This is a genomic window from Chitinophaga agri (assembly GCF_010093065.1).
Lineage (GTDB): Bacteria > Bacteroidota > Bacteroidia > Chitinophagales > Chitinophagaceae > Chitinophaga > Chitinophaga agri.
The window spans coordinates 7,381,813-7,400,246 of the sequence record NZ_CP048113.1 but is presented as its reverse complement, the minus strand read 5'-3'; the positions used below and the strand labels follow the sequence as shown (position 1 = coordinate 7,400,246).

At 42.9% G+C, this 18,434-nt stretch carries 16 protein-coding genes and 1 tRNA gene; 11 read left to right on the top strand and 6 right to left on the bottom strand.

Going from position 1 to position 18,434, the window contains the following annotated elements; genetic code table 11:
• Positions 1-8 precede the first annotated feature (8 nt).
• Positions 9-1,466 carry an aminotransferase-like domain-containing protein gene (locus GWR21_RS29165; protein ID WP_162335217.1) on the top strand — a complete coding sequence of 486 codons (1,458 nt, stop codon included), beginning with the start codon at positions 9-11 and terminating at the stop codon, positions 1,464-1,466.
• Here the strand turns inward: GWR21_RS29165 and GWR21_RS29160 are convergent.
• Positions 1,461-2,117 (bottom strand): MarR family winged helix-turn-helix transcriptional regulator, encoded by a 657-nt coding sequence (locus GWR21_RS29160; protein WP_162335216.1) that lies wholly within the window; start codon positions 2,115-2,117, stop codon positions 1,461-1,463. The two genes, GWR21_RS29165 and GWR21_RS29160, sit on opposite strands and share 6 nt — an antisense overlap.
• 349 nt (positions 2,118-2,466) lie before the next feature.
• Between GWR21_RS29160 and GWR21_RS29155 the strand changes: the two genes are divergently transcribed.
• The 6 genes from GWR21_RS29155 (at position 2,467) to GWR21_RS29130 (ending at position 6,456) form a co-directional block, all read left to right on the top strand.
• Positions 2,467-2,979, top strand: a complete 513-nt coding sequence (locus GWR21_RS29155; RefSeq protein ID WP_162335215.1) for a hypothetical protein — start codon at positions 2,467-2,469, stop codon at positions 2,977-2,979.
• 24 nt (positions 2,980-3,003) lie between these two features.
• A complete protein-coding gene (locus GWR21_RS29150) occupies positions 3,004-3,666 on the top strand; it encodes a hypothetical protein (RefSeq protein ID WP_162335214.1) in 663 nt (220 codons plus the stop codon).
• A 36-nt stretch (positions 3,667-3,702) separates the two neighbouring features.
• A complete protein-coding gene (locus tag GWR21_RS29145; RefSeq protein WP_162335213.1) occupies positions 3,703-4,443 on the top strand; it encodes a sensor histidine kinase in 741 nt (246 codons plus the stop codon).
• A gap of 58 nt (positions 4,444-4,501) precedes the next feature.
• Positions 4,502-5,170 (top strand): response regulator transcription factor, encoded by a 669-nt coding sequence (locus GWR21_RS29140; protein WP_162335212.1) that lies wholly within the window; start codon positions 4,502-4,504, stop codon positions 5,168-5,170.
• Between the two features lie 57 nt (positions 5,171-5,227).
• A complete protein-coding gene (locus GWR21_RS29135; RefSeq protein ID WP_162335211.1) occupies positions 5,228-5,803 on the top strand; it encodes a histidine phosphatase family protein in 576 nt (191 codons plus the stop codon).
• Between the two features lie 197 nt (positions 5,804-6,000).
• Positions 6,001-6,456, top strand: a complete 456-nt coding sequence (locus GWR21_RS29130; RefSeq protein ID WP_162335210.1) for a MerC domain-containing protein — start codon at positions 6,001-6,003, stop codon at positions 6,454-6,456.
• A gap of 23 nt (positions 6,457-6,479) precedes the next feature.
• On the opposite strand, the gene GWR21_RS29125 is transcribed toward GWR21_RS29130, so the two are convergent.
• Positions 6,480-8,516 (bottom strand): T9SS type B sorting domain-containing protein, encoded by a 2,037-nt coding sequence (locus tag GWR21_RS29125; RefSeq protein WP_162335209.1) that lies wholly within the window; start codon positions 8,514-8,516, stop codon positions 6,480-6,482.
• Between the two features lie 147 nt (positions 8,517-8,663).
• On the opposite strand from GWR21_RS29125, the gene GWR21_RS29120 reads away from it, so the two are divergent.
• Positions 8,664-8,748, top strand: a tRNA-Ser gene (locus GWR21_RS29120).
• Between the two features lie 84 nt (positions 8,749-8,832).
• Here the strand turns inward: GWR21_RS29120 and GWR21_RS29115 are convergent.
• Both GWR21_RS29115 and GWR21_RS31980 read right to left on the bottom strand, forming a co-directional pair.
• Positions 8,833-9,354: a hypothetical protein gene (locus tag GWR21_RS29115; protein WP_162335208.1), complete on the bottom strand. Its 522-nt coding sequence runs from the start codon at positions 9,352-9,354 to the stop codon at positions 8,833-8,835.
• 271 nt (positions 9,355-9,625) lie between these two features.
• Entirely contained in the window at positions 9,626-9,730 is a 105-nt protein-coding gene (locus GWR21_RS31980; RefSeq protein WP_394367280.1) for a hypothetical protein, read from the bottom strand.
• Positions 9,731-10,072: 342 nt separating this feature from the next.
• On the opposite strand from GWR21_RS31980, the gene GWR21_RS31415 reads away from it, so the two are divergent.
• From GWR21_RS31415 to GWR21_RS29100, 3 genes are all read left to right on the top strand, one after another.
• A complete protein-coding gene (locus GWR21_RS31415) occupies positions 10,073-10,351 on the top strand; it encodes a hypothetical protein (protein WP_202929007.1) in 279 nt (92 codons plus the stop codon).
• A 163-nt stretch (positions 10,352-10,514) separates the two neighbouring features.
• The gene (locus GWR21_RS31410; RefSeq protein ID WP_202929006.1) at positions 10,515-11,003 is read left to right on the top strand and encodes an amidohydrolase family protein; all 489 of its coding nucleotides are present in this window, start codon (positions 10,515-10,517) and stop codon (positions 11,001-11,003) included.
• A gap of 749 nt (positions 11,004-11,752) precedes the next feature.
• On the top strand, positions 11,753-12,889 hold the full coding sequence (locus GWR21_RS29100; RefSeq protein ID WP_202929005.1) for a fatty acid desaturase family protein: 1,137 nt from the start codon (positions 11,753-11,755) through the stop codon (positions 12,887-12,889).
• Here the strand turns inward: GWR21_RS29100 and GWR21_RS29095 are convergent.
• Both GWR21_RS29095 and GWR21_RS29090 read right to left on the bottom strand, forming a co-directional pair.
• A complete protein-coding gene (locus tag GWR21_RS29095; protein WP_162335207.1) occupies positions 12,870-14,513 on the bottom strand; it encodes a Na+/H+ antiporter in 1,644 nt (547 codons plus the stop codon). The genes GWR21_RS29100 and GWR21_RS29095 overlap by 20 nt on opposite strands.
• A gap of 10 nt (positions 14,514-14,523) precedes the next feature.
• Positions 14,524-17,751, bottom strand: a complete 3,228-nt coding sequence (locus GWR21_RS29090; protein ID WP_162335206.1) for a chemotaxis protein CheB — start codon at positions 17,749-17,751, stop codon at positions 14,524-14,526.
• Between the last annotated feature and the right edge of the window lie 683 nt (positions 17,752-18,434).

Below are 18,434 nucleotides of genomic sequence, written 5' to 3'. Positions count from 1 at the left end.
TGCCAGCTATGAAGAGTTACAGGCATGTGCAGATCCAGCTGTCGTTTAACAGCAAAGAGCCAATATACCAACAGATAAAAGCGTATATAATCAACGAGATAGTGCGAGGCAGATTGCTTCCGGGGGCCTTACTGCCAGGTTCCCGTGTACTGGCTCAACAACTGAAAGTCAACAGGAATACTGTCATGCTTGTGTATGATCAGCTTATTTCGGCCGGCTGGCTGACCTCTCATTATAAAAGTGGGACCCGCGTCAGTGATAGTATGCCCTCCGGGCATGCCGGAACAGCCGGACGGGAGACGGCCGCCAAACCGGCCTTACAGATCCCGTTTCGTCATGTAAATATATCAATCCCCCCTGCTAATCCGACCGGCGACTATGATATTGCGTTTGATGATGGCTTACCAGATCTGAAGCTGATCCCGGTTACTGAAATCACCCGGGAGTGCCGCAGACTGGTACAGCAGGACGACCAGCGTACTATTTACAATAATAACAGTGACCGGGGCAATGAGTATCTGTTACAGGAGATCAATGCGATGCTGAACAATGACCGGGGACTGGCCGTTACGACGGAGAACATCTGTATCACCCAGGGTGTACAGATGGCCTTATACCTGACGGCGCAAACGCTGCTGACTACTGGTGATCATATTGCGGTTGAACATCCTGGTTATCAGCCTGCCTGGCAGGCCTTTACCATGGCGGGAGCTCAATTGCATTATATTCATTCAGATCAGCAGGGGATCAACCTGGAGGAACTGGAACGATGTTGCCAGCAAACTCCGTTGAAGGCGTTATATATAACACCGCATCATCAGTATCCGACAACAAGCACGCTCTCTGTAGAGAAACGGCAACAGTTATTAGCATTAAGCGAGCAATATAATTTCATGATCATAGAAGATGATTATGACCATGAATATCATTTTGACACACATTATATTCCACTGGCAGGTATGCCACATGCAGATAATGTTATCTATATAGGCTCAGTCATGCATACATTACCTATCAGCTTTGTATGTGGACCTGCGGCCTTTATCCGGTCGCTTGCGGCTTACCGTAGTATAGTGAACAGAGAGGGGGATCCGGTATTACAGCAGGCGGTGGCAAATCTGATGGTTGCTGGCGATATCAGAAAGCATATTCATAATACCCGGTACGTATATATGAAACGGCTGGAACTGGCACATAGTATCATCCATTCCGTGTTTGCAGGACAGGCATACTATACACGTCCACAGGGCGGCCTGGCCATATGGTTGCAGTTATATAAACAGGTGGAACCGGAACAGTTGCTACAGAAAGTACAGTCGGCGGGGGTTAACGTGGTAAATCCATTGAGCTACTATAATCCTATGTTTAGTCATGCGCCCGGCCTGAGACTTGGTTATGCCTCTATGAATGAAACCGGGATCATTAAAGGACTGGGAAAGCTGGCCAAAGTGATCCAGCAGTTATAAGAGAGGACCGTTCTCAGTTGGTGCTGCGTTATTAACTGACGTGGTCAAACTGGAGTGATGTAAACAATCGATCTGCAGTTCAGATGACAATAATTTTTTCTTTAAAAGGCGGCATGCGTGCTGCCTTTTTTTATTACCGTCATAATGGGCGCAGCTGTAGCACATACGCTGCATACCACCTTTATCCTTATCATATAGTCCGGCGATAATAGTCACCAAAGACTGATATAAACCACTCTTCTCCTGCAAAGGTCTTTTTTGCAGAATCGCATCCAGTTCCCCGGTATATTGCTCTGCCTTTGCGAGCACCTCGTGCCCTGTATCTGTCAGCAGAAAGGAGTAGCTACGCCGGTCCCTCATATCTTCTTCTATCCGGAGAAATCCTTTACTGACAAGTGCAGCAGCTGCATCACTGACAGTCGGACGACTCAACTGTAATTCTGTTGCTATATAGGCCACTTTATTGACTTCTGCTGTATGGTGACCGGTGAATAATAGTATCTGAAGCTGTAAAGGTGTAATGCCCAGGATCCTGGCCTGTTCCCACTGCATTGCCTTGAGCATGTCACTGAGCCGCTGTAACGATAATAACAGTCTCGCATCGAGAGATGTTAATTGCTGCTCAGGACTGAATCCTGATGTTTTTTCCATTGTCAATTTTAAAAGGAGGACAAAAATAAATGAACGATAATACTTATATAAGTACCAGATATTAGATTTTTTTTGATATTCTGGCCCATGGGGAATCAGGAATCAGCCATAGATCGATGTTGAAATTGCAGAATAGGCATTCATGGGAAGAGCAGATGGAAAACTTTGATATAGGGGCAATAACTATATTTGCAGTGCATGAATTGCGGGGAATTCCTGATTCCTGATCTTAGTTCCTAATTAATTACGCCCCAATAGGTATTTATACGTTTTATTTTCAGCATTTCTACCCGGAATAATCCCGGCCATATCTGTTAGTTTAGTATTCATTCATTATAAAACCGCTATTATGAAGCACCGTAACATGGTACGTATCATTTCCTCTGCCATCCTGCTTACCGCATTTTCTGCCTGTACGCACACCCCAGCCCCCCAAAATGGAGAAATACCCCTCGATAAAGGAAGAGCCTTTGAACACGTCATTCCAATAGAAGAAGCCCGTGGTTTGCGTCAGGGTTTTCTTGCCGGTAGAAAGGAGTTACAGGCCAGACTGGGAGGTAATTATCTTGACAGTGCCTTTAACATTCCTGAGGGAGAGACATTTAATCGTCATGCGATTGCCGCGATACTGAATGCCAAGGGAGCTGCAGGGCTTCGCATCTATATGGGTAAAGACCAGAGGGGGCAGGTGCGCATGGTGCTATTGCCCGTAGATGCTGAAGGGAAAGATATCCTGACGACACTCGTCACCAGGGAAAAAGCAGCCAATATCCCCGGTATATCTACTGCCAGAGCCGGCAATGAAGTGCAGGCAATGGAAAGTGGTCAGCGTTGTCCGCCACTTTGTAAAAGCGCATTATAATCCACCGTTATTATCCTTGTCCTGATGAATAATATAGGCGCCTTCCTGGTAAGCCAGTTAGTCATTATTCCTTTAGCGATAGGGCTGATCCGCTTCAACAGGACCGTTGCAAGCTTTCAGCCCTTTCTGCTGCTGCTTTCACTGGCATTCCTGTCGGAAACGATCTGCTTCATCTGCATCAGTGTGCTGCACACGAGCAACGCTGTTCCGCTAAACCTGTACGGTCTTGCCGAGTCATTGGTGATCGTGTACCAGTTCTTCATATGGGGAACACTCAGCAGAAAGCGACCGCTTTTTATCGGATTATTATCCGGTTTCGCAGCAATATGGATCACAGAAAATCTTATATGCAATAAGATAGAGACTTTCAGTCCCTACTTCAGAGTTACCTATGCATTTATCACTGTATTACTCAGCATCAATGAGATCAATTACCTGATCGTAAAAGACAACAAGTCGCTGTTCAAGAACGCGCGTTTCCTTGTCTGTATGGGATTTATCATCATTTTCGTCTACCAGATCATTTATGAGGCAGCGATGTTTATAGGGTCAGATACCGTATTGTCCCTGCGCATTATTTTTATGTTCAATTATATCAACGCTTTTGTAAATTTGATCTACGCAATAGCGGTACTATGCATACCTGTTAAGCCATCCTATTATTTTAACAAGCATTTCGACGCATAGCTGCAAGCCACAACGCCCCCAAAACGACGATAGTCCATGGACGATAAAATATTCTATATAACCATATTTATTTCACTGCTGATAGCCGTTATCATTCTTTTCTTTGTTATATCTATTGTGCTGTATCATCGCCGTTACATACAGTTGCAGCGTGAGCGTATCGTAGCAGAGATCACCATCCTTGAAAATGAAAGAAAAAGAATAGCGGCGGATCTGCACGATAGTATGGGGCCACTCCTGTCTACTATCAAGCTGAATATTCACAGTATTGAAGTGACAGATGAGCGTGACCATCAGGTCATCGCCCGTTCTTCCGGTTACATAGATGAAGTCATAAAGGAACTAAGGCAGATCTCTCATAACCTGTTGCCAGCCACATTGGAACGAAAAGGATTAACAGAAGCACTACATGAATTTATACGCCAGCTTTCAGGAAAACAGTCGCTTGACATCAAGTTTCACACGTCAGGCAAGATCGACATTGCTCCCGAAAAAGAGATCCACATCTTCCGTATCATCCAGGAGATCACCCATAATACGCTGAAACATGCGAAAGCCACACAACTACAGATCGTACTAACGAGGGAGAACGGCTTCTACCTGGTGCTGGTGAAGGAAAACGGAGTCGGATTTGATGTAAAAAAAGCCAGAACAGAGTCTGCCGGACTTGGTATGAAAAGTCTGGCTATCCGCACAGACATACTCCGTGGCTCCCTGCATATTAATTCTGCACCAGGCCAGGGTACTAACTATTTCGTAAAAATACCGGTGGGATAATGTAACTTTATACCACGTTAAATCCCAGTCTCACTTATTACCCCAATTCTTACACTCAATGAATCACGACATCCGATTAGTGATAGCTGACGATCATGAGATATTCCGTGACGGACTTGCATTAATGCTTTCGAGACAACGCGACATTCATCTTGTTGGACAGGCCTGCAATGGACGGGAACTATTGGAACTACTGGAAACGGTGGAAGCGGATGTGGTCATGACAGATCTCAGAATGCCGTTAATGGATGGCATCAGTGCTACACGCGCCCTGCTGCAACGAAATCCGGCTGTTAAAATCATTGCCTTGTCTATGTTTGATGAAGAAGAGCTTATTGTGGAGATGCTGGAAGCAGGGGCAAAGGGATACCTGCTAAAAAATGCCGACAAACAGGAGATCATTGAGGCAATTAACAGTGTATATGAGGACAATATCTTTTACTGCCGGCAAACTTCTGCTAAACTGGCATCGATGATTGTCAGAAGCCGGTTCAATCCGTCACGTGATAATGCAGCGGTTACATTTACAGACAGGGAAAAAGAAATTATCCGTCTTATTTGCCAGCAATTCACTGCGCAGGAAATAGGAGAAAAAATCTTCCTGAGCAAGCGTACTGTTGAAGGGCACCGAACCCGTATACTGGAAAAAATGAATGTCAAAAATACCGCCGGTGTAGTGGTTTTCGCACTAAAAAACAACCTGATCAGCGAAGCGGAACTGCGCTGAGGTTTCCTTTCCTGGGCAGGATGGCGTATATTTGCGGCAACCAACATAAGAGCGCCTATGACACGTATAGCCCTGATCCGTCACGGAAGTACAGCATGGAACAAGGAAGGAAAAATGCAGGGGAGCACAGATATTCCTCTGGACAATGAAGGACTGGAACAAGCCAGGAAACTGGGCGTACGCCTTTCTGACGAATCCTGGGATATCATTTATACCAGTCATTTATCCCGCGCAAAAAAGACCGGAGAGATCATTGCTGCCAGCCTTGGTATTGAAGATATCCGGGAAGATCAGCGAATTATGGAAGTGTCCGGCGGACAAACAGAAGGCACAAATGAAGCGGAGAGAATAGCAAAGTGGGGAACAGGATGGCGTCAGCTGGAGCTGGGCATGGAAACAGAACAGGCCGTTGTAACCCGTGGTATGGCTTTCCTGGACGATCTGATGCATGAACACGCCGGTAAACACATTGTTATTGTGAGCCATGGTAGTTTTATCAGGTACCTGCTAAAAAAGCTGGCACCAGGCCTCATGCAGGATGCTAACCTGAAAAATACATCTGTGACCCGTTTTACCGTGAATGATGATGTATGGGAATGTGAGTTATATAATTGTACTGCTCACCTGGTGTAACGGAAAATAACCAGTGGGTTGCCATCACCGGAATTTTAAAAAGTCTTCCTCTTCAGACTAACATATTACCAATAATGCTACCAGCCTGACACCGCTTGGGTACTAGTGTAGTATCAGTCCATCCAGATCTTAATTATTTTTTGCATCACCGTTTCATTTAACTACTTTTGTCCTCCCGCAGAACGAAAAGAGGAACCATGGAGAAATTAACAATAAAGAAAAGGGAGGCTGGTCATGCCTACGATTCAAAATGGGATGCAATTGGCGTAGGCGCTTCATTGGCGTGTGCTGTTCACTGTGTATTGCTACCAGTGATCTTTACTACATTGACACTATTTGATATAGATATTCTGAAAAATGTCTATCTGGAGGTACTGACGGTGCTTGTCTCTATGAGCATTGGCGGCTGGGCGATCTGGAAGGGATATAAGCGCCTGCATGGACAAAGATCTGTGCTGGTATATTTTGCGGTAGGCTTGATATTGATGATCAGCGGGAACTTTATTCATGGAAGTGTTGCCGAAATGGGCCTGAAACTGGTGGGAGCCACCTTACTGATCACTGCACATATTAAAAACTGGAAAGGCTGCCGTAATTGCGAAGTACATAGTCATTCCGCCAATACTTCCACGACTTCTTCTATGGCAGCCTGACCATTAGCAGGTCCGTACCGCCGCTAGCGCAGCAGTACGGTTGTTCCTTTCTTAAAGACTTTTTTACCTGAATCTTTTATCGTGTAACGCAACATCCACACATAGGAGCCGACATCAGCAGGTTTGCCCTTGACGGTGCCGTCCCATTTCTGTGTCCAGTCGGTTGAGTGGAATACAAGTTGACCGAAGCGATTGTATACAGAAAAATCCAGATCTATCGCTCTGTAAGCACTTAACGGATATAAGAAATCGTTCATACCGTCATTATTAGGCGAAAATGCCGTTGGTACATCAATGTAACAGCTCATCGCCGCTTTTATAACATGATCTACAGTATCCAGACAGTTTTGTGTGTCCAGTACGACTAACCGGATACGGTAATCCTGTTCTTTCCTGGTGGGGTAATATTGTTGTGGCACCGGCTCAGGTGAGGTGCTGGTATTACCATTGCCATAATCCCATAAATAAGAGACGATATCACCAAAGCTTTTGTTCACTGGTGTCACGATGTCCATTGGACAATAGGTACCGGGGTCCACTTCGAATATGGCCCCCAGTGTCCTTTCCAGGTTGATCTCCTTGTAAACAGAGTCTGTGCAGACATCGTTAGAAACGAACAGAGAGACGTTTTTTATGCCGAAATCGCCGTATAACTTATTAACGTTCTGCGTATATCTCACATCGGTTGAATCGAATGTCCAGCGCCAGTAGTCCACGTCATGTAACCCGTTATGTATCAGATCGAGCACACTCAGTTTACAGTCCCTGTTCAGGCCGAATGTAAAATCAGCAGATACGGTATCGGCTGTTTGAAATGAGATGACCTGTCCCAGCGCAGCCGCCTGTCCACACTCTCCGAGAATAGGTGTACCATCGCTTCCTGTGGTCAGCGTGATAGTATAACTCCCCTTCCTGTACAAGGGTTGTGAGAATTGCAACAGGATAGTGTCTGTCAGGCCATTCTGATCACATATACCCGAAGCACTGCGAATGGTGGCACCTGGTTGTCCGGTGAGGCGAAAATCACTGCCGTTAGGTGCTATGGAGCTACAACGAACCGGCACAGACAATGGGATCTTAACAAGATCTGGTGCACAACCAACGGTGATCTGATTTCTTAATACCACATCGGGAGGCACTTCCACATGAAAACTGGCCTCCACTCCTACTGCAAGCGCATTACCACATACATCCAGTACTGTGTTACCATCACTGCCGTTTCTGGTCGCAATGGTATAGTCGCCGGGTGGCAATGGATTTTTCAGCCTGATCAATATTGAGTCTGCATCAAAACCGTTAGAACAGTTTACCCCGGTAGCAGAGACAATCGTACCTCCGGTACCACTGGTGAAAACAAATTCTGTCCCGTCAGTGGTGAGGGTTTTACAAAGCGTCTCCTTACTAAGCTTGATACCGATGGTGTTATCCCGGCAATAGTAGCTGGCCCATTTAAGTTCCGGAATGCCAGGGCTGGTGATATCGGCTGTCCCACCTGTAAATTCCAGGTCATACCCCGACTGGGATTGTGTGAAGTGGCTCAACAGCAACAGGTATTCATGTCCCTCTATCAATGTGGGCATTTTGCTGAACAGTAACTGCCCGAAGCCGCCACACACATCAAAAGAAACCCCGGCACCAGAAGCGCCCGTTACTCCGCCCTCCCCTGACCAGTTCATACACACGTACAGACTGCGGTCTGTGTAAACATCGTTAGGCTGATGACCAGTGATATCGAACAATTGCCAGTCATAGTCATCTGCCAATACTTTAGGGGTAATTTTAAATCCCAGGGTACCAGCTTTATAACAGGTGAACTTGTACCAATAGGGGTTGATATCTGTATGCCCGCCGTCGTTAACACCGTTACAGGCGGGACCGGGAATGGGTAGTCCCCCGCAGGTAGCCACAGATTCCTGGGTAAACACTTTTGTTCCACATACAGGGAATGCTGTGGAGGGGTTCTGACCGATCGCTGTACAAGTGGTCTGCGCCTGCGTTTTGACAATGTTAGCAAATAGCAGGAAGAGAAAAGGGTACAGGAGAATGAGTTTAGATTGCATGTTTTAATCCGTGCTGGGTATCTGTAATGGCTTAAAAATAGTTTTTTTTTACGAGCAAACGCTATCTGACAAAGGATTTTACCAGAATGATTATATGTCCGGAAAAGTTTTTTTTTGAAAATTGATTCAGTTTTATACTTTTGCACCGGAGAAATGGCAGAGCGGTCGAATGCGGCGGTCTTGAAAACCGTTGACTGTCAAAGGTCCGGGGGTTCGAATCCCTCTTTCTCCGCAGTAATTAAAAGCCTTCAGATTAATCTGAAGGCTTTTTTGTTCATTTAAATATGATCTATGAGACATTTACATTTACTTTCATCTACTCAAATCCTTTGAACGTTTTCTGAATAGCTTCCTGGTCGTCTAGTATAAACGTTGGCATGATGGGCTGCCCCCATTCTCCGTTATCACCAGGAGGTGTTAATCCAAAGCTTGACCACCCCGAGCTCCAATACAGTATTAATTCCTTCCAGTAAGGGATATCTTTACCTGGTAACCTTTGTCGTGCGATATCAAATACTTTTGTTAATTCATCTCTGTATTCAGCATAATAGCATTGATCTTCTTCATCAAACACTGGTGTGTAAAGATCCAGGTGATCCGTAATCTCATACAGCAGATACAACCTGAGATCCCATCCGTACACGATGGTATCGGATCCATAAACAGATAGCACGGGCCGATCAACCAGATCGGTCTGACTAACTAAAAATCTATGTGAAGTAATGGGCAATAATTTCGGTGCTTTCGCAAACCAGTCAGCAAAAATACGCTCCTTCTCTTTCACAGAAGCTGGCCGGGCGCCCCAGAACTTCAACCATACACCCCGGGATGGTGACACATCCTCAAATACGGTCCATACGATTTAAGGATTTACTTTTATTCCAGAATGTTTCCGTCCTTTCCTTTACCCAGTAAAATAACTCAGTATAGTCTTCAGGTATAAGTAATGTTTGCTGTTTATGCATAAGGGACTTAAAAAAGGCTAGGATATTGATAGGAATGAATTTAATATAGTTACAATGATTCTCCAAAAACTGATTTTAAAACTGCGGTCTTGCAATACTTTATCTTTTTAACTGAGCCTTCAGCATTTGAAAAAACAGCAATAATTATTGATCCTGAAAAGCTGTATAAAATAACAGTATAAATAAAAAAAGTGTATCCGATTTGACTATAACATTTTCATCGTGTATATCTTCAAGAATCAAACCCAGTTCCTTGTTATATTAATTATTAGTCGGAAGTCCTCTCCTTAATGTATTTTCAAAACCATTGTATGCAAGTAATTTATTCACATCGGATCAATCGACCATATTGTCTGCCGTCACAAATGGTTGTTTTAAGACGGCAAAGAAGTCATCTTCACTTCAATAAATCCAAGAGAACTTCACTAGGCAGGTTAATAAGATACTACACATTCATTTGCCCGGCATCTGCATGTGTAAATTCACTTATCTTAAGATCTAAAAGGACATGACATTTTAGGAAATACTTTATAAAATTACTTCCAGTCCGATCACAGCATCCTGCGTTATCTTTGTCTTCTAAATTGAAAAATGATACCAGTTCAATATCAACAAGTACATCCTACTATTCAGCTTCTAGATTTTGTGGAAAGTTTTTGGATGCTGAACAACTCAACTGACGAGGATATCGATGTCATTGTTATACCTGACGGGCGCATTGACGTTTCATTTTCCTATTCCGCATATAAGCCTTACCATAGGCAGATTGATAATGGCGCCTGTTATTTTAAGATTATGATCGAAGAAGGAACAGTGATGAATGCACCTGGTTTGCCGATACTTAATAAAGAAGTGATGAAAATGGCGTAGACGAAGCTCATCGATTCAACAAAATAGCTATTGCTCATACGCTAACGGCTGAAGCCGCAAGGCTGGCAGTTGAAATAGGCATCGATGGGCTGGCGCACTTATTCATTGACAGGCCGGAATGGACCCCTGATTTAATTAAAATAATAGCAGAAAGGGAGTATTTGTGACCCCGTGCCTGGTTTTAAATGCCTCCATCATAGGTAAAAATGCCTGTCACATTGCACATGATGAACGTGTTATACACAAACTAGATAAAGTTTGGGTAAATACTATGTGCTCCTGCTTTCATACGTTTCCGCAAGGCGACCTTCAAAATAGCTTTAAAGACCTTGGCGACCTTCATCATGCGGGTGTAGATCTTTTAGTTGGGACAGACGTTTCATTCCCTATACCGACACTTGGTGGCCTTGCTCACGGGGTCAGTGTCCATCATGAAATGCAATTGCTTGTCGAAGCTGGTTTATTGCCTATTCAGGCATTAAGGGCTGCCACTTCCCTACCTGCAAAAAGATTCAGTCTGGACGACAGAGGAATCATTGCTATAGGGAAAAGGGCCGATCTGTTATTAGTAAGGGGCAACCCGACTACAAATATTTCAGATTCTCTTTCTATGATGGCTGTCTGGAAAGCTGGTATTAATTACACCAGGTGATTTACTTGTTTGAGGTTTAAGTACATTTAAAAATATCATTGTTGGGGATAGTTCAATGTCTAAAAGGTTGGAAAGCTGCCCCAGGTAGCCCGCATAAAAAATCGACGGATCTGGCAACATTAAAGGCCTTCAGATGTAAAAATTGGAAGGCATTTTTCATAGTTGAAGAATATGAACTGGAATTTCCGTTAAAATTCTGATATTACCTTTTAATCTTGAAATTACCCTTCATCTGGCTGTGTTAGTTCATTATAGTCTCATTAAGTAATAAGGGTGACTTACGTAATTTGGGGTTAATTATACTCATATTGGTAGCATGCAATCTATTCATCACGACATGTTTGTACCCCTTCACGCCGATACGACAGCCCCTGCTTTTCTAGCTGCATGCAAAATATGTCCACCACATACATAAACGATCGCTCTGGTTCTCTGATCTACCTACTTCATCTCATCCCGCTGCGTTTCGGTTAAAAGCGCCGGCATGCAATCAGCGTTCCGGAGGAACGATATTTGTACTGATTAGAAGAAGCGGCATTGGTGAATGGTAAAAACATCACACGAAAAAAGGTTTACTTGAATGAACCCATGAACGGTAGAAGAGCTACATACCTCTTTTAGTTATGACCTTCTCGAAGCAATTAACATCAACAAAAGTATCGAATCAAAAATAAGTTCACATGAATGGCTGAGCAGGCTACATGTATTTGTTCAATGCCTTGCCCAGATGCCCCAAATAATGTCTTAATATGAGCATTGGAAAAATAAATATAGTCAGGTTTGCACCCAAGGGGAGTAATAGTTTCATTGATACCCTGACAGTAAAAGTCCATGCCTATTTTGAGACAAACGGTATTTCCCCTTATGCGAATGCTGGTATGTGGCGAAAAACCGTAGCCATGTTGCTGTGTTATTTCGTGCCTTATATATTAATAATTACGGGCCTTGGCGCAAATAATATTTTGCTGTTCTGGTCTCTCTGGTTTGTGATGGGATGGGGAATGATAGGGATAGGCGCCTCCGTAATGCATGATGCTAATCATGGAACGTATTCGCCAAATAAGAAAGTAAATAAATATTTAGGGTACATTCTCGAAGTAATAGGCGGGTATTCCATTACCTGGAAAATACAACATAATATTTTACATCATACTTACACTAATATTGATGGCCTCGACGACGACATCAGTGGCTTTGTATTTCTACGCTTATCACCCAGGCAGCGGCGGTATTGGTATCATCGTTACCAATATCTGTATGCATGGTTTTTTTATATGTTGATGACCCTGTTCTGGATGACGGCAAAAGACTATCTTCAGGTAATCCGTTATAAACAACACAACCTGCTCAGTAATCAAAAAATATCTCTGCGAAAGGCTGTACTTGAAGTCACATTTTATAAAATAATCTATTACTCATATATTCTGGTATTGCCGTTGCTGTTTTCTGGCCAGGCCTGGTATTATGTGCTTGGCGGTTTTTGTGTCATGCATTTCACTGCTGGACTTGTGCTTTCCTGTATTTTCCAACCATCTCATATAATGGCCAGTTCTCCCTTTTCATTACCGGTGATCGTCGACAGTACGTATCGTATGGAAGACAGCTGGGCGATCCACGAACTTGTCAACACCACTGATTTCGCGCCCAGAAGCCGTATTTTCTCATGGTTTATTGGCGGTTTGAACTTCCAGATAGAGCATCACCTATTCACAGGAATATGCCATATCCATTACAAAAAGCTTTCTTCCATTGTAAAGACAACTGCAGAATCATTCTCACTTCCATATCATGTTCAGCCAACTTTTGTGAGAGCCCTACTGGAACATGCAAAAATGCTTAAGATGCTGGGAAAAAAAGAGGATCCTGCTACTCGTCTTCTCTCTTAAGAAGCCTGTTCAGCCTGAGATCATCGACATCCAATTCCTGTTCGAGCTGCTTAATGGTCTGATGATCGAATGAACCATCTTCGTGCAGCCTGATTAAAAGTTCACGACGAAATTTACTTATTTCTATCTCTGCAGCCATAATAGGAGCCAGTGGTATCAACAACCTGTGCTCTTCCATGCTTTCGATCGGGTTATCTTCCATTTCCGTTTCCTTTGATAACTGATTGACAGTAGCCTCATATCTTGCTTTTACCTGATCTTTCAACTTGGCCTCCAGATTGATCGGCAAATCATTCTCTATGAAATAGATAATACTCTGCGCCAGAAATAATTGTAGTTCCAGTTCATTTCTATTGGACTGATCAGCTGGTGTTACACCTAAAATACGTATGAGTAGAGGTAGAGACATGCCCTGAATAACGAGCGTTACGAAAATAACGACAAACGTCAGAAATAAGATCAACGACCGTTGCGGGAAAAGGCCCCCCCCCTCCATTGTTAGCGGCAAGGACAATGCTGTAGCCATTGATACAATTCCCCTGGTTCCCGTCCAGCCTACAATCAATACATTTTTCCAGATATTTACTCTTTCAGACTGTGTGTCTTTAAAATCAGCACCCTTCATTTTGTATTGGAAGATATGCTGAGAATATGCGGTGGCAAAGACCCACATTATCCGAACTAGAATAACTACCGAACTGATTATTAAACCATACAGAAGCAAGATTTCAAAAGAATAGTTTTTGAGGTCTTTCAGAACAGTAGGCAGTTGTTGCCCGATGAGTAAAAATATGAATCCGTTGAGGATAAAAATTAGCGTGTCCCATACAGATTTTGATCGCATTCGGGTCTGATAAGAAAATATCCGTGGAGATCTCCATGATATAAACAGACCCGCACTTACCACAGCAAGTACACCTGAAGTATGCAGCATCTCTGCGAATAGATAGGAAACAAAGGGAGTCAGCAAAGTGAGACTGGTACTGACAATGGATTTTCGCTTAATTTTCTCGTGCATCAATACAAAAATGTATCCTGTCACTAAGCCACACAAGGTCCCTCCACAAACCAGTAATAAAAACTGTAATCCGGCTTCCCAGAATACAAAAGAACCTGTAACAATTGCAATATATGAAAACCGGTAGGCTATCAGGGCGCTGGCATCATTAACAAGACTTTCTCCCTCCAGAATTGTCGTTACACGCCTGTTCAGTTGTAGCCCCTTGGTTATACTACTGGCTGCTACCGCATCCGGAGGGGAAACAATTGCACCCAATGCGAAAGCCAATGGCAAGCTGAATTCAGGAATAAAGTAATAGGCAGTTGCTGCGACCGTTACGGTAGTAAAGAACACAAGCGCGATCGCCAAAGTTGAAATAGGCAGCATCTCGGACCGGAAGTCGTGCCATGAGGTATGAGATGCTGCATCATAAAGCAACGGAGGTAGAAACAGTAAAAAGACTACTGCAGGATCTAAAATGAGAAGAGGAAATCCTGGAACAATACCTACAATAGTACCGGTAATCACCAATAAGATAGGAAATGGGAGCTTAATTTTGTCCGCAATCGCAGATAAACCGACAAGGATAGCTAATATCAAAATTACCGCCTCAAAATGCTGCATTCTATCGCAATTAATGATCTTCTTTCAGATCATTGGTCAACCCAATATCGGACACTGACGATCTCTTCTTTGATCTGAGATATATCATAAACTTACTTCCCTTACCTGGCTCACTTTCAACGATCATATCTCCTCCAACGGCATGGACCAACTTTCTTGCCAGGTACAATCCCACACCATTACCCTCTATGTCATTATTTAGTCTGCCGTAAACATCGAATATCCGTGCAATTCCCTCCTTTGAAATGCCAATACCATTATCTTCAACACTCAGCACAATAAAATCTTCTTCCTGCCAGGTATGAATATGTACTAAAGGATTTGTACGTTTAGAGAACTTAATGGCGTTAGAGATCATATTATACAGCATACTTCTCAGGTTCCTTTTTGAGAAAAAGATCTCTTTTACATCAAGCTGCGTGGTTATTACAGCGTGAGACGATTTTATTCTCCCATCAAGGCTCCACTTTATGTTGTTAATGATATCTTCAATATCGACAAACTCCATGTCTGACATATTATTCTCTAATTTGGCAATGGCACCCATATTTCTTATCAGTGAACGGAACTTTTTTATGGAAGATCGGGTAATCTCCATGTACTTGCTCAGTTCCGGGTCGGCCATATCCATTTCATTCATAATAGCAATACTGGATTCAATGCTGCCAAGCGGCTCCAGCAAATCATGGGACACTATATGGATAAAATGGTCCAGATCTGCATTTATCCGCATCAGGCTTTCATTTTTCTCATCCAGCTCAAGCTTCGCCCTTTTTAACTCAGTAATATCATTAAAGGTAATAATAGCACCCGTTCGCTTATTGTCCGCCTGCTGTATGTAAGGCATGACCATAATCTGATACCATAATCCGTTATTAGCCGCGATCGCCCTTGAAATCACTTCGCCCTTTTGAATCACTTTCCAGATGTCTTCTATAACTCCATCTAACGGTATATTACCCGAGATATGACTAAGCGGTCTTCCTATATCGGATTCCTGCAGGTTTATCAGCTGTACAGCAGCAGGAGAAAACTTCATTAAAAGAAGATGCTCATTTACAAACAACTGACTGTTTATATTGCTCCTGAAGTAGTTATTCAAATCATCATTAATTTCCAATAGTTGCCTGTTCTTAATCTGATAGTCTGCATTGATTGTATGCAATTCCTCATTCACTGACTGCATCTCCTCATTGGTGCTCTGCATTTCCTCGTTAGAGGAGATAAGCTCTTCGTTGAAGGACTGCATGTTCTCGTTATAAGCATCTATTGTTTCATACGCGGCGTACAGCTTATCTTTCAGCTCTTTTAATTCATGTTCTAGATTTGAGACATACATGTTGTTATATACCCTCTCATCAAAAACAGGATATTCATTTTGCACAGCAACCGATTCGAAATCCCGTTCAAATACTACCAGAAACAAGCCAACTGCTGCACGTTCAATCTTCAATGGCATAATAGACAGGCGAACCAATTGATCCTGGCCGTCAATATCAACAGGAATACCTTTAACGCCAGCCGCGTTATTTGTTTTCAGCACCTGACTACTTAAACTGTTAAATGCCAGCAAGAGTTGTTCCGGCAAAAGTTCCGGCAGATAGGAATTAAAATTCTGCTGCAAAAGGTATTTGGATGTATTCCCATAAGATTTAACAACATGTTGATTCTCGTCGATACAAACAGCCAGATAGTCCATCTCATTTGCCAGTACCCCACAGATAATCTCTGATATATTGTGGCCATTAGTCCTGCTAACATTCTCCTTTACAGGTACTGCTGCTTTGAAGTTCAGCGATTCAGGTAATGAAAATGTATCAAAATTGATAATTCTTTTTGCATTGACATTCTTATATATCCTCCACTTTTTATTAACTACCTGAAGACTTTGGATAATCGACGTAGGATTCTCGCTAGACCCTAAAAATAAATATCCATTCATCCTAAGGCCAAAGAGCAGCATGGAAAATATCTTTTTCTGCAAAAAAGGTGTCATATAAATCAGCAGATTACGGCAGCTGATAAAATGCATGTTGCAATAGGGAGGATTCTTTACCAGATCATGCTGAGCAAATATCACCATGTGCCTTATCAGCGGCAATACCCGATAGCTATCTTTTTCTTTCACAAAAAACTTGCTCAGCCTTTCCGGAGATACATCTTTTACACTATTCCACTGATAAACACCCCTACCAGCATAATGCAAAGCATGAGTATCAAGATCCGTTGCAAAAAGCTTGACCGGAACATTCTGATATGGCCCTGTTAACTGTTCTGCGATCAACATAGCAATTGAATATACCTCTTCTCCCGTGGCACAACCAGCGATCCACATCTTCAGCTCCTCACCAGGAGCAAGATTTGACAATAAATCCGGTAATATGTTTTTTTCAATGAATTCAAAAGCTTCCGGGTCTCTGAAGAAAGAAGTAACACTGATCAGGAAATCCTTCGCGAGCGCTACTACCTCGTCCGGAGTAACTTTCAGGTACTCAAAATAATCCTCCAGTCTGGTAAAATTTGAATACGCAGCCCTGCGCATGGACCTTCTAAGCAGCGTTGTCAGTTTATAGTCCGAAAAATCAAGAGGTAATTTTTCCTTGATTAAGTCAATAATAGTGATGAGCGTTCTCTCATCCTCTTCCGAGTTAACCATTATTTGTTTCTGATGCATTATATAGTCTTCAATTATATCAGGCATTGATGCAGGCTCCAAGACAAAATCCACCATACCCGTATCAATGGCACTGGCTGGCATACCAGGAAATCCCGTTGTTTCGGGGTCCCTGGCGATGACCATCCCTCCGGCTTTCTTTACCGCGATACTTCCTTCTGTACCGTCTACTCCCAATCCCGAGAGAATAATAGCGATCGCCGTTTTACCATAGCTGGCGGCAAGCGACTTGAAAAATATATCAATCGTCAGATGTGGCGCCTTCACATGTTCTTTAGTGGTTAAAAACAACCTGCCATTCCGGGTAGTCATAAACTTATCGTTTGGAATCAGATAGACGTGGTTAACTCTGATCTCCATGTCATTGGCTGCCTGCTCAACAAACAATTTACTATGCCGGGTAAGCAATTCCACCATTCTGCTTTTAAAATCAGGTGACAGATGCTGAATGATGATGTAAGAAACGCCATCTACAGGTGTGTTATCAAAAAAGGCGTTAATCTCTTCCATTCCGCCGGCAGAGGCACCTATTGCAATGATATGATGAGGCCCATTCGTAATCATAGCAATAAACAATTTAAAGTGTAAACAGATAAGAAATATATGGGAAAAGCTGTAAGGATTATAATCACAAGGTAGTACTATATTCTGGATAAATAACGCCAGCCTATAATTAGCTGAAAGGTGATGGGTACTCGACCGGCTTATGTAAACTATCCATTCCATCGCGAGCGTTCTTATCTTTTCCCATGTCCGGACACCTCTGACGCCCCCGATGTCTTAACCATTTATGAATCAGTTATTTTAGCCGTCCACAGTGAAGATAAATATTATAAAAACTCAATATCGATGAGATAAATGTATTACTGGTCCTAATATTGTCGCCCTCACTTTGCTGGAAAGCGAAACTCTTTCTTTAATAAAAGTCAAAATTTGAGATAAGTCCCCCTCAAACTGGTTCGAAAGTTGTCCCCAGTAGCCCGCTAAAGAAGTGAAGAGATGTCAGACGACATCGAAACACCTCCAAAGGTCTTTTAAAGCTTAAAAAGGGCCTGCAAATTCAAGATTTGCAGGCCCTTTTTCGTTGTGGTGCAATCACCAAAACTTGTAAAAGTGCGCAAAGTCCTTGTGGCAGTCTTGAATGTTAAAAAACTGCTACGAAAGCCAACACAGCAAACTGAATACCAACATGTAAGCACATTTACGACTTGATTTTAATGAGCAATAAATCGACATTTATCAATAGT